Below are 13259 nucleotides of genomic sequence, written 5' to 3'. Positions count from 1 at the left end.
GATCAGGCCGCCAACCGGATGTCTTCGGCATGCTCAGGATAGGGCGACGCCTTGATCGTCGGCGCGTTTCCCGACAGTTCATCGGCAAAGCCGTGATTGACATCGCGGTGATGCGCCTCGTCGGCCCGCACCGCCAACACCACGTCGCGCAGCGTCGCACTGTCGGCCAGCTTCCAGTAATGGCGCGCAACCGCGGGTGCCGGGACATTGGCGCTGCGGCCCTCGTCGATTTCCTTGAGATAGAGGGTGTAGCTGATCACCGCTTCTTCCTCGAAGTAGCCGACGATGCGGTGCGCGGTGCGCGCGCTCACCAGGTAAAGCGTGAAGAAGGCAAGGTAGAAGACCCATTGCACCGCCAGAATGACCAGCCGCTCGAACAGGGTCGGCTTGGCGACCTCGATGAACGTCATCAGGTGCATCCGCTCATTCTCCGCTTCTTCCATCAGGGTGCGAATCCAGCCCTTGTCGTCGCACATCCGGCGCAGGCACGTGAGATGATTGATGGTTGCACCGACCATGCCGGGGACGGCCGCGACGGTCTCCAGAACGATGGCGCGATGGCCGTAGCGCTTGGCGAAAAAAGTGTCGGCGCAGAAGCGCAGAACCTTGGTGAAACCGAGCGCGATCCGATCGCGCACGTCACGCGGTGCATGATGGACCGTCAGGTCAACGAGTGGAATGTCGGTCATGGCAGCGTACTCCTCTGTGCAGGGTCCGTCGCGTCGGCTGTTTGGCGTGCGGGCCGGGGGAAGGGCTGGTCATCCAGCCGGAAGAAGAGGGCAAGTTGCAGGCTCTCGGCGATGCGCGCCGCCTTTGCCTGTAAGGTAATGGCGGCGCCGGGTGACATGAGTTCGTTCGTGGTGTCTGCCCACAACGCCAGCCAGCGTTGGAACAAGGCCGGCGTAATTCGGCTTCGGTGCTGCATGTGGGCCGGAACGGGTTGGCCTTTGTAGCGCCCGGTGGTGAGCATCACCGAGGACCAGAAGGCCGCCAGCTTGTCGAGATGCTCGGGCCAATCATGGATGGCGTGGCGGAAGATCGGGCCCAATTCAGCATCCACGCGGACGCGGGCATAGAAGGCGTCCACAAGCCCCCTCAGACCATCATCGTCGAGTTGTAATTGAGCCATTGCGCCGACTCCATATCATGCAGCATTGATGCATCTATACACGCGCATTGAAACATGCAATAAAAATGCATCATTAAATTTGGAGTGCCGATGCGCCTGACGCGATACACCGATTATGCCATGCGCGTGCTGCTCTATCTGGGGCGGACGCCCGCGGAGCTTGCGTCGATTGCCGGTATCGCGCGTGCCTACGGCATATCTCAGAACCACCTGATGAAGGTAGTGAACGACCTTGTGAACGCCGGCTATCTGGAAAGCGTGCGCGGCCGCAATGGCGGCATACGGCTCGCCCGCCCTCCGGAAGAGATCAATGTTGGCGCCCTGATCCGCCACACGGAAGACGATTTTGATCTCGTCGGTTGCGGCTCATGCCTTATTGCGCCTGCCTGCGGTTTAACCAGCGTGCTGGATGAAGCCTTAATGGCGTTCCTCAGCGTGCTGGACAGCTACTCTCTGGCCGATGTTCTCTCCCGCCGAGGTGATTTTGGGTACCTACTTCATATCTCGAACGCATCTTCGAGATCTTCTGCCGCCGTTGAGAATCAGGCCTCCCAAGGCGGTATCCTCTGACAGCAAGCATCCCGTGCTAAAGCCGCGCGCACAGCGACCCTCCGACAGTTCCACCAAGCTTTTGCCGAAATATCGGTCCGAAAGGATCGAGGGATAGCGTCTTTGCGTGGGCAGGAAGATAGCGCAGGTTTCGAAATGCTAAACTGAGTCAGACGACGGCGTCATGAAGGCGGAAGCAGCCGACCCAAATTTTGTGTTCTATTCTCCTACGCGATCAAGCAAAGTTATCAGCAGAGGACGCAGGCGCCGAACCTCTTCCCGATGCGTGGCTGATAGGTCAGCTAGGATCGTTTCGGCCTTCACCGTAAGTTCAAGAAGCGATTGCCGCCGATCGGTCACCGAAGGACGGCGCGTCAACAGCCCCAGCGCCTCGAGCCGGTTGATGAGGCCTGTGGCGCTATGAGGTTTCAGAATGAGCCGCTCGGCCACATAGCCTATCGTCGCCGTGCCGGGTTGAGCGGCGCGGATCGCTAGCAATGCCTGATGTTGTTGGGCCGTCAGGCCCGCTGCAGCGGCCCTGCTCTCGCTGAATGCCATGAACAGTCGCAGCGTGTGACGAAAGTCCGCTAAAACCGCATAGTCGGCATCGGTGACAGAAGCCTCGGTCATGATTACTCCCAACCCGGTTGATAAATATCGTATTGCGATATAATGCGCCGCCCATAGATCGGAAAGGCGCCATGACCGCAATAGCACCGCAACCCCACGCTCATAAGCTCGCCGATCATAGCGCCGACCGGCGTATGCTTATTCTCGTCGCTGCATCGTTGTTCGTTGGGACGGGGGGCGCTTTCGGGGCCTGGGCATTGCTCAAGCTCATCTCAATCGCGACCAACATCTTCTGGTTTGGAAAGTTGTCTGCCGGCCCGGCCCTGATCACCGACAGTTCGATCGGGTTCGGTGTGGTCGTCATTCCGGTGATCGGCAGCTTGATCATTGGAGTTATGGCTCGCTTTGGATCCGACAAGATTCGTGGCCATGGCATCCCGGAGGCTATCGAGGCCATTCTTTATGGCGAAAGTCGCCTATCGCCGAAGGTGGCCATTCTAAAACCCGTCTCGTCCGCCATCTCGATCGGCAGCGGCGGACCATTCGGGGCCGAGGGGCCGATCATCATGACCGGCGGAGCGATCGGGTCGCTCTTCGCTCAGTGCTTCCATCTAAGCGCCGCGGAGCGCAAGACACTTCTGGTGGCCGGCGCAGCGGCCGGCATGACGGCGATTTTCGGAACGCCAGTCGCCGCAATCCTGCTCGCCGTGGAAGTACTGCTGTTCGAATGGAAACCACGCAGCTTCGTGCCGGTTGTCGTCGCCGCGCTCGTGTCGCTGGCCTGGCGCCCCCTCCTCGTCGGAAGCGGGGCGTTGTTTCCCTTTCACGGTGTGCCAGTCACCAGTTGGCTGGTCATGATTGGTGCTGGAGGCATCGGGCTGATCGTCGGTCTCGAAGCGGTGCTTTTGTCCACGTTCCTCTACCGGATCGAGGATCAATTCCACAGGTTGCCAATCCACTGGATGTGGTGGCCGGCGTTGGGCGCCATCGTCGTCGGTATCGGTGGACTCATCGACGCACATGTACTCGGGGCCGGCTATCAGAGCATCCAGGATCTGCTCGATGGGTCGCTCGCGACCCGCGTCTTAGTCGCGCTATTCGTCCTGAAAGCGGTGGTCTGGCTAGTCGCGCTCGGCTCCGGCACATCGGGCGGTGTCCTGGCGCCGTTGCTGATCCTGGGCGGTGCTTGCGCTTCCCTGGTCGGCCTCGCGGTCGGCGCCAGTCCAGGCTTCTGCGCTATGCTGGGAATGGCCGGTATCTTGAGTGGAGCAATGCGGGCGCCCTTGACCGGCGCTGTCTTCGCGGCGGAACTGACGGGACATTTCGACAGCCTGCCTGCTGCATTCGCAGCCTCCGTTTGCGCCTACGCGGTCAGCGTGCTCATCATGCGTCGCTCGATCCTCACCGAGAAGATCTCGCGACGCGGCCGCCACATCCTCCAAGAATATAGCGTAGATTCTTTCGACTTCCTGCAGGCCGGACAGATCATGACCCCCAACCCCGACACGCTGTCGGGCTCAACGACCATTGGCGAGGCGATCGCATTTTTCGGGAGCACGGCCAGGCACCGCAGCTATCCAGTGATAGATGAAGAAGGACGGTTGCTCGGTCTGGTATCGAGATCCGACGCGCTGCGTTGGCAAGTTGAAAGCGCACCGGGAGACGTCGCTTTGTCCGATGTCGTTTCGGATGCCTCACAGCCCTTTACAACCGCGCAGGCACCGGTTGGTGTGGTGGCCGATCTCATGGTCGAAACGGGCGTCGGGCGTGTTCCGATCATCGACCCGAGCGCCAACAAGGTGATCGGTATTCTATCGCGACACGATTTGTTGAAGGCGCGACGGATCGGAAATGAGGCGGAGCGCACCCGTGGCCGTTAAAAGGACTTAGCACTGATCGAACGTCCGCTGTCGGGATGCACAGTTCCGGAGCCAAAGTCTCGAACTGGGGCGGATCTCGCAGGGCAGGCTGAAGCGTCCCGAATGACTGCTACTGGCTGAAGCAGTCGTTCAAGTAGGCCGACCCCAACGACCGGCTTTGGTCGCTAGCTGTCTGAAGCGTCATCGTCGTTTAATGGGACAAACCCGTCATTCAGCGCCGCGCCCTTGAACGTCCGGCTAAGGCGATAGCTGCCGTTCGCTTGGCTGCGAAAGCACTCTACTATTACGTCTGAGCTTGCAGATGATCGCGACAGACAGCTTTGTTCGCATCATTTGACACCGGGCACAGACAGGATATGTAGCGCTACATCACTTAGCTCTCGTCGTGCTACTGGCGATGGGGTGTCTTGTGGAGGCCGGAGAGGTGCATGATGACTTTTAGTGCTAGTGGGATTGGAAATGCCCATGCTGATGCAGGTGCCTGGATCGCCGACAACGACTTGCTGTGCTTCGCAAGCAAAAACCCCGGTCATCCCACGCCAAGACCTCAAACTGCGGGGCCTCTCGCGGGACAAGCCTCCCGTGACCGAGCTCCTCTAAGCCAGTCCGGGCTGGCCTGCGCCAAAAGCTGGCAAAGTACTGACGTATCTGCGGCATCCGCGTTCAATCCTCGGGACCGCGCATCCACAACCAGCTTCACATGGGCGCCGGGCTATGCCCGCAGCGCCCTGGTCCCGGTGCCTGCCGCTCTCTCTCCAGGCAGGCACCGGGCATCTTGGGGCTGTTGCGTGGGCGAAAGCCCTCAGTCGAACACTCATAAATATCGAGTATAATGACCATCGATCGCGCTTCATCAAACGCTCCGCTCTCCCTTTCGCCGCAAGGCCGCATGTGGGTGGAGCGAACGCGCGACAGTCTGAGTGTCGAGCAGAAGATCGCACAACTCTTCATTCTCTCGTCGCGGCAGGACACGCTGGAAGAGGTGGACTGGCTGGCCGGCTTTGCGCCAGGCGGCGTTCACCGTTTTCCGACGCATGACCTCGAAGCCGCCTGGTCGGCAACGCGGGCGCAACTGGATCGTTCAGAGGTGCCGCTGATCCTTTCGGGTGACATCGAGGGCGGGATGCTCAGCGCGTCCTTCGCGACGCAGATACCCAACCAGATGGGCATCGCCGCCTGTAACGATCTCGATCTGACCGAACGGCTTGCCCATATTGTGGGGAAAGAAAGCCGGGCGCTCGGCTACAGTTGGTCATTCACCCCGGTTGTCGACATCAATCAGGCGTTCCGCAATGCTGTGGTCGGCACCCGGTCCTATGGGGCTGATCCGGAGCGGATCATCAATCACGCTTCGACCTATATCCGGGTCTTGCAATCGGAAGGCCTGGCGGCCTGCGCCAAGCACTGGCCGGGCGATGGGATCGATGATCGCGATCAGCATCTGAGCACGTCCGTCAATGCTCTGTCGCTGGACGACTGGCAGCAAAGCTTCGGCCGCATCTTCCGCGCGATGATCGATGCGGGAGTGATGACGATCATGTCCGGGCACATCGCCCTGCCGTCCTATGTACGTGCGCGGTATCCGGATAGTGGGCGGGACGCGTTTACGCCTGCCGCTGTGTCGCGCCTGCTTAATCAGGATCTTCTGCGCGACGAGCTTGGCTTTCGTGGCCTCATCGTCTCGGATGCGACGGTGATGGGCGGCCTGACCAGCTGGATGGACCGCGCGGCGGCCGTCCCGGCTGTGATCGAGAATGGCTGCGACGTGTTCCTGTTCAGCCGGGAACCCCGCGAGGACATGGATCATATGCTCAGCGGTTTGCGGGAGGGCCGGCTCTCGGAGCAGCGGCTGGAGGAGGCGGTCACCCGCATTCTGTCCCTTAAAGCGGCTCTCGGCCTGCACCGCGCTGCGCCCGAAGATCGTTTGCCGCCGCTCGACGCGCTGAAGGCGAAGCTTGCCGACGACGATCACCGTAAAACCGCGCGGCAGGCTGCCGGCAAGAGCATCACGCTCGTCAAGGACAGTCAGGCTCTGCTGCCGCTTGATGTCCAGCGTCACCGACGCATCGTTGTGATCGCCGATGAAGGCTGGAATTTCGTCTCGGGTGCAGCGCCAAGAAGCTTCGATCCATTGCTCGAGGCATTGAAAGCCAAGGGGCACGACCTTCGCTTTTACGACCTAGAAAACCTGCCGACCCGTGACGATTGCGATCTGCTGCTCTATCTTGTCGGGCAGGAGGCAACCCCCGCGATCAGCCACATCTACCTCGACTTCACCAAGCTGCATGGCGGCTCGCGCCTCGCCATGGTGCAGTTCAATCGCGAAATTCCGACGCTGCTGGTGTCGTTCGGGCAGCCTTATTATCTGTATGATGCGCCGAATATGTCGACCTGTATCAACGCGTACAGCGCACTGCCGGTCGTTCAGGAGGAGCTGGCTCTGCGCCTCTTCGGTCAGCAGCCCTTTGTGGGGGACAGTCCGGTCGATCCTTTCTGCGGCATGGAGCAGTTGCGGTGGTAAACGGGAACGGCTCTCTACTTCCGGCCCAGCGCGTGGCGCTGTCCCAGATGATCGGCGGCCATAAATGACGACCGGCGGCACCTCCAACATGCGGCACATACCCGGCGGCGTCTTCGCCATGGGATCGGAGCGCTTCTATCCCGAGGAACGGCCCGTGCGGCAGGTCCGTGTCGACGGCTTCTGGATCGATGAAACGCCGGTCACCAATCGTGCCTTCGCCGAGTTCGTCAAGGCCACCGGCCACCGGACCTTGGCGGAGATCGCGCCCGATCCTGCCGATTATCCCGGTATGCCGGCCGAGTTCGCGCGGCCGGGTTCACTCTTGTTCATGCCAACGAGCGGCCCGGTCGATCTCCACGATTTCCGCGAATGGTGGCAGTTCAGCTTCGGCACGGATTGGCAGCACCCGCACGGACCGGACAGAGCGCTCGACGGTCTGTGGGATCATCCGGTCGTCCACATCGCCTATGAGGACGCGCAGGCTTATGCGGATTGGGCTGGCAAGGCCCTGCCGACGGAAGCCGAGTGGGAATATGCGGCACGCGGCGGGTCTGAGGGCTTGGACTATGCCTGGGGCGACGAACTGGCGCCAGACGGTCGCGTCCTGGCCAATTACTGGCAGGGTGAGTTCCCCTACCAGAACCTCATGACCGACGGATATCTCCGCACGTCCCCGGTCGGCACTTATCCGCCCAACGACTACGGCCTCTTCGACATGATCGGCAATGTCTGGGAATGGACGGTGGATTGGTACGCCTTGCCGGAGGCAGAAACGAAACCTGCCGGTGCCTGCTGCGTGCCATCCAATCCGCGTGGTGGTACGGAGCGGGAGAGCGTCGATCCCTGTACGCCGCACGTGCCGATCGGTCGCAAGGTCTTGAAGGGCGGCTCGCATCTGTGTGCGCCCAATTATTGCCAGCGCTATAGGCCGGCGGCACGCCATCCGCAGTCGGTGGACAGTTCGACCAGCCACATCGGCTTTCGTTGCATCATCAGGGACAACAAGGAGGACATGCCGTCATGACCCGCTCCCGCATAGCCTTGCGCGCCGCCGCTTTCTCGGCCGGTATCCTGCTGACCACGGCAGCCTGGGCCGGTCAGCCCACCCGGACTGCTGGCGCGCCCGCTGCACCGCAGACTCTCGCTCACGCCGGGAAGCCGATGAACATCGTCTTCGTGCTGGTTGATGACCTCCGCTATGATGCGATGGGTTTTCTCAAGCCTGGCCTCAACACCCCCAATATCGATCGGCTGGCAAAGGAAGGCGTCTATTTCCCGAACGCCGTCGTCACCTCGTCGCTCTGTTCGCCGAGCCGAGCCACGATCCTGACCGGTCAGAGCACGCGCAATCACGGCGTGGTGGACAATCATGATTCATCGGAAGAGCATCTGACCTTCTTCCCCGCCTATCTCCAGCAGGCGGGCTACCAGACCGGCTTTTTCGGCAAATGGCACATGGGCGCGGATACGGATGCGCCCCGGCCTGGATTCAATCGCTGGGTGAGCTTCAAGGGGCAGGGAACCTACTTCCCGACGGACCTGCTGTCGCCGGCGCGGATCGCTGCTGGCGAGCGTCAGATGCTGAATGTGGACGGCAAGGCTGTTCAGCAGAAGGGATACATTACCGACGAGCTCACCAACTATGCGATGACCTGGCTGGAAAAGGACCGGGACAAGAGCAAGCCCTTCTTCCTGTATCTCAGCCACAAGGCCGTCCACTCCGATCCGGTGCCGCCGGATCGCTACAAGACCCAATATGCGGACCTGAAGATCGACCTGCCCGCGAGCATGGCCGACACGCCGGAGAACAATGCCGGCAAACCGATGTGGGTCCGCAATCAGCGTAACAGCTGGCATGGCGCAGACTTCCCCTATCACACCGATCGCTCGATGGTGGAGCAGGTGCGCGATTACTATCGCACGCTTAGCCCGGTGGATGAGAGTCTCGGCCGGATCATGGCCTATCTGAAGAAGAACGGCCTCGATAGGAACACGATGGTCGTCTTCTATTCCGACAATGGCTTTTTGATCGGCGAGCACGGCCTGATCGACAAGCGCAACGCTTATGAGCCGTCCGTGCGCGTGCCGATGATCGTCTGGGCGCCGGGCACGCTGCCCAAGGGCGCCACCAACCCCGCGGTCGTCCGCAATCTCGATCTTGCGCCGACGTTCCTCGATGTCGCGCATCTCGGCAAGCCGGCGCAGATGGAAGGCAAGAGCTTCCTGCCGCTGGCCGAAGGCAAGGTCGATGAGAAGAACTGGGCGGCCGGCGATTTCGTGTACGAATATTACTGGGAGTGGAGCTTCCCGCAGACACCGACGACCTTCGCGATCCAGCGCGACCGCGTGAAGTACATTCAATATCATGGCGTATGGGATCTTGAGGAATTGTACGACCTCAAGTCCGACCCAGATGAACAGCATAACCTGATCAATGATCCGGCCTGGCTCGAAACCAAGATCACCCTGCGCAAGGCGCTCTTCGAGCAGCTTGCGAATAATCAGGGCCAGCATGTGGTGCCGTTCTCGGAGAAGACCAGCGCGGGCCTCGTCAGCCGCAAGATCGGCGGAACGAGAGCCGCTGATTTCCCGGAAGAGTGGTACATCGAGCCCAATCTGCCATCCAAGATGAACGGCCTGTTCCCGGACAGTGAGGCCAAGGTGAAAGCCGATGCCGAAAAGAAGTTCTACCGGCCCTAAAGCCCCCGCGGTTTCTTTCGGAGACTCACGATGACGACAGGACCCGATGCTCCGATGGAGCCCGTCCGCCCCGTTTCCGGCGGCTTCATTGCCGTGTATGTGCTCGCCCAATTCGGCATCTGGGTGGCCTTGCTGACGCCAGTCGTCCTGACCATCGCTCTGCGGGTTGGTGAAATCGCGACCGAGGCGGAGAAGGGGCAGTGGCTCGGCATCATTCTCGCGACCGGCGCTTTCGTGGCGCTTATCTCCGCGCCTGTCTGCGGCGCATTGTCGGACCGGACCCTGAGCCGCTTTGGACGTCGGCGGCCCTGGCTGTTGGGCGGGCTTGCCGTCAGCGCCGTCGGCCTGACCATCTTGGGGACCGCGCCCAACCTCCTGCTGCTTGGACTGGGTTGGGTGATCTGCCAGGCCGGTTTCAACGCCATGCAGGCCGCCTGCCTTCCCATTCTGCCCGATGTCGTCCCATTCCGCCTGCAAGGTCGCGTCGCCGGAATGCTCGGCATGACCTCAACCGCCGCGACCTTCGCCGGGAGCTGGATCACCCAGTTTACGCAGACGTCCACATTGCTGATGTTCCTCGCACCGTTCGGCATCACGGTGATCGGCGTCATCGCTCTCGTTCTGATCCTGCCTGACCGGGCCGCGCCTACGGACGACGGGGCTCTCACGAACCTCGCGGCAATACCGCGCGCGCTGATCAAGCCGTTCCTCGATCGCGATTTCAGTTGGGCCTTCGTCAGCCGTTTTCTCATCATGATGGCCTGGTCGTTCCTGCTGACCTACCAGTTGTTTTTTCTCACAGATCAGCTTTCGCTCGAACGCTCCGACGCCACACAGGTGATGGTCCGGTCGATGGCCATTATCGCCGTCGCGACCATCAGCATTTCGATCGTCGGCGGATTTGTTGCGGACTGGTCGGGGCGTCGCAAGCCCTTCGTCGCTCTGGCTGCGATCATTGAGGCGACAGGGTTTCTTCTCGTGGCACTGGCACCGTCGGTCCCGCAGTTTCTCGTCGGCGTTGCTGTCGCTGGGCTGGGGAAGGGGCTCTACTTCGCCGTGGACCTTGCTCTGCTCGCGGCCATTCTTCCGAACAAGGAGGAGCGCGCGAAGGACATGGGCGTCTTCCAGATTGCAAATTCGTTGCCCCAATCACTGGCGCCGGCGCTTGCCCCAATCATTCTCGTGCTGGGCAGTGCTGACGGTGAGAATTATGCCGCCGTCTTCATTGCAGGCACGGTTTTCGCTCTGCTTGGCGCAGTGGCGATCGCGCCGATCAGACGATCGCGATAAGCGCTTCAATCGCGGACGGTTTCCTCGTCCTTGGCTGTTATTGATCGGCTAGCCTTGAGCCGACGGAACGCGCGGCGAAGGGCCGGATGAGATCGCCCGCGCAGTGACATGCCAAAGAAATGTCACCGCTGGCGGCCCCGAAGAAGCCGAACATTCTGACGCTCGCGAGGATGAATCGCACCAGTTGACGGCGCTTACGGCCAACTATATGTAGCGCTAAATTTCACGTCTACCTGAGATCAATAAGGGGAGGAGTTTCTTATGATCCGCCATTTCAGAATCGCCGCACTGTGCAGTATCAGCGCTCTCGCCACCGCTCTGCCGCACGCCGCTATGGCGCAGGTCGCCCAAGCATCCACGGCGCCCCAAGCAGATGACTCCGCAGACGTGGGCGACATCGTGGTCACGGCAGCGCTTCGCGAGCAGACCCTCCAGGAAGTCCCGGTCGCCGTTTCCGTCGTCACAGGTGAGCAGCTCGATGCGATCGGCGCGTCGTCGATCGAGTCGGTCGCCAATGCCTCTCCGTCGCTGACGTTCACGAAGGGCAGCAATCAGTCCAACAGCTCGCTGAGCATTCGCGGCATCGGGACCACGGTGTTCTCGGCCGCGACTGAGCCGGCCGTCTCGGTCATCGTCGACGACGTGCCGATGGCCCGGTCGGGTCAGGGCTTCCAGGATCTGATCGACGTTCAGCGCGTCGAGGTTCTGCGCGGTCCGCAATCCACGCTGTTCGGCAAGAACGCATCCGCCGGCCTCGTCTCGGTCACGACCAAGGCGCCGGGCCGCACGCTCACGGGCGACTTCGACGCGATGTACGCCGAAGGTGGCGAGTTGCAGTTGCGCGGCTCCATTTCTGGGCCGATCAGTGAGACATTGGGCTTCAGCCTCAGCGGTTTCTTTAAGGATTATGACGGTTTCGTCGACAACGTGTCCGGGGTCGGCGACAGCAAGCTCTCGGGCTACCATGTCTGGGGAACGCGCGGGAAACTGCGCTTCGAGCCCACGAACGATCTCGAAATCACGGTGATCGGCGACTATAGCAAGGGCAGCGATACCACGGTTCCGACCCTGCGCGAGCTTGGCACGGTGGCTTATGCCAATGCCGTCGCCCCCGTCATCCCCTCTGCCGAGAACCGTCAGGTCAACCTGAACTCGGACAATACCAATGACAGCGAGCAATGGGGCATTTCCGCGCGCATCAAGGCCCGCTTGACCGACAATTTCGAGCTGGTCTCGATCAGCGCAATCAGGAAGTGGGATTTCACCGGTCGCGGCGACACGGACTACACGTCGCTGACCGCCCCTGTTGCGGGCGTAAACCTGTGGGACGTCAACAGCGGCACCACCTCCCTGCAGCAACTGACGCAGGAAATCCGCCTTGTCTCGGGCGATCTCGGCGGCTTTGACGTGCTTGTGGGCGCCTTTGCCTCCAAGGTGGACATCGACACAACCTTCCAGCGTCGTCAGGTCTTTCTGGCCGGCCCGCGCAGCGGGCAGTTCTCGGGCAGCACCTCCAGCTCGAACATCGCGGCGTTTATCAGCACGAACATCGATCTGACGGAGAAGACCCAGTTGTTCGGTGGCCTGCGTGTGCTGCGCGAGACGCTCGACTGGAGCGCCAGACGGAGCCCTGCTGATATTCTGGTGCCCGGCGATTTGCCGCTCACCGGGGCGACCGGCACGGCTGCCAATTTCTCGAACTCCACCAGCGATACCGCCGTGGTTGGTAAGATCGGCGTCCGTCAGAGCCTGGGCGACCTCGGCAATGTCTATGCCAGCTATGCACGCGGTTACAAAGGCAAGGGCTTCAACCTGATCTTTGCGACCCAGCCAACCGACCAGCCGGTCAATCCTGAGCTGTCGGACGCGTTCGAGGTCGGCGCGAAGGTTCAGACGCTGGACCGCAAGCTCTCGCTCAACGCTGCGCTGTTCTACACCAAATATCGCGGTTATCAGTCCCAGGCGCGCCTGCCGGGTGACATCTCCTTCTACCTGTTGAATGCCGGCACCGTTTCGACGCGCGGCATCGAGGTCGAGGCGACCGTGAAGCCCACGCGGCTTCTCGATATTTCGCTGGGCGGCACTTGGGCGGACGCGCGCATCGACGAGTTCCCCATCGGCCCCTGCTATGTGGGCCAGACAGCGGCGCTGGGCTGCGTCGGTGGATCGCAGAACCTGAGCGGCGGCGCTCTCCCCAACGCGCCGGATTTCCGCGGCACCTTCTACGTGCGCCAGGGCGTGCCATTCGGCGACAGCATGCCGTTCGATGGCTTCATCCAATCGAACGTCGTGTACCAGACCAAGGTTCAGTACAGCCTCGATCAGGATCCGAAGACCGTTCAGGGCGCCTATGCCGTCGTGAACGCGGCCCTGGGCCTGGAAAGCAAGGACGGCGCTTATTCGGTGTCGGTCTTCGTGAAGAACCTATTCGACAAGAACTTCACCGGCAACCTCTTCAACTCCACCTTCAATGGTGGCCGGGTGTATCAGCAGGTCCTGCGTGATGGCGAGCGTTACTTCGGCGTGCGGGCTGCGGTGCATTTCTGATGCACTGAGGCTCGTAAGCCTCGCTTGAAAATGATCGGGAAGGGCGGTGAAGATCTTCACCGCCCTTTTTTTG

The 13259-nt window shown here is 61.2% G+C and carries 10 protein-coding genes; 7 read left to right on the top strand and 3 right to left on the bottom strand.

The features are described 5' to 3' along the window. Positions 1-2 precede the first annotated feature (2 nt). Both M2341_RS00250 and M2341_RS00245 read right to left on the bottom strand, forming a co-directional pair. Complete coding sequence (locus M2341_RS00250; protein WP_264583789.1) at positions 3-689, bottom strand: alternative oxidase; 687 nt, start codon at positions 687-689, stop codon at positions 3-5. Next, positions 686-1129 carry a group III truncated hemoglobin gene (locus M2341_RS00245; RefSeq protein WP_264583788.1) on the bottom strand — a complete coding sequence of 148 codons (444 nt, stop codon included), beginning with the start codon at positions 1127-1129 and terminating at the stop codon, positions 686-688. The genes M2341_RS00250 and M2341_RS00245 overlap by 4 nt, the downstream gene beginning before the upstream one ends. A gap of 90 nt (positions 1130-1219) precedes the next feature. Between M2341_RS00245 and M2341_RS00240 the strand changes: the two genes are divergently transcribed. Beyond that, positions 1220-1699: an RrF2 family transcriptional regulator gene (locus M2341_RS00240; RefSeq protein ID WP_264583787.1), complete on the top strand. Its 480-nt coding sequence runs from the start codon at positions 1220-1222 to the stop codon at positions 1697-1699. A gap of 198 nt (positions 1700-1897) precedes the next feature. Here M2341_RS00240 and M2341_RS00235 read toward each other — a convergent pair whose 3' ends face one another. Beyond that, a complete protein-coding gene (locus M2341_RS00235; protein ID WP_264583786.1) occupies positions 1898-2308 on the bottom strand; it encodes a MarR family winged helix-turn-helix transcriptional regulator in 411 nt (136 codons plus the stop codon). A 71-nt stretch (positions 2309-2379) separates the two neighbouring features. Here M2341_RS00235 and M2341_RS00230 point away from each other — a divergent pair, with 71 nt between their 5' ends. From M2341_RS00230 to M2341_RS00205, 6 genes are all read left to right on the top strand, one after another. Beyond that, complete coding sequence (locus tag M2341_RS00230; protein ID WP_264583785.1) at positions 2380-4128, top strand: chloride channel protein; 1749 nt, start codon at positions 2380-2382, stop codon at positions 4126-4128. 832 nt (positions 4129-4960) lie between these two features. Next, a complete protein-coding gene (locus M2341_RS00225) occupies positions 4961-6649 on the top strand; it encodes a glycoside hydrolase family 3 protein (protein WP_264583784.1) in 1689 nt (562 codons plus the stop codon). Between the two features lie 88 nt (positions 6650-6737). Next, positions 6738-7673, top strand: coding sequence for a formylglycine-generating enzyme family protein (locus M2341_RS00220; RefSeq protein ID WP_264585948.1), 936 nt, complete (start codon positions 6738-6740; stop codon positions 7671-7673). Beyond that, positions 7670-9349 (top strand): sulfatase, encoded by a 1680-nt coding sequence (locus M2341_RS00215; RefSeq protein WP_264583783.1) that lies wholly within the window; start codon positions 7670-7672, stop codon positions 9347-9349. The genes M2341_RS00220 and M2341_RS00215 overlap by 4 nt, the downstream gene beginning before the upstream one ends. A 30-nt stretch (positions 9350-9379) precedes the next feature. After that, positions 9380-10639: an MFS transporter gene (locus M2341_RS00210; RefSeq protein WP_264583782.1), complete on the top strand. Its 1260-nt coding sequence runs from the start codon at positions 9380-9382 to the stop codon at positions 10637-10639. Between the two features lie 261 nt (positions 10640-10900). Next, on the top strand, positions 10901-13186 hold the full coding sequence (locus tag M2341_RS00205) for a TonB-dependent receptor (RefSeq protein WP_264583781.1): 2286 nt from the start codon (positions 10901-10903) through the stop codon (positions 13184-13186). Positions 13187-13259: the final 73 nt, after the last annotated feature.

It is taken from the genome of Sphingobium sp. B7D2B, assembly GCF_025961895.1.
GTDB lineage: Bacteria > Pseudomonadota > Alphaproteobacteria > Sphingomonadales > Sphingomonadaceae > Sphingobium.
This window is presented reverse-complemented; position numbering and strand designations above follow the sequence as displayed.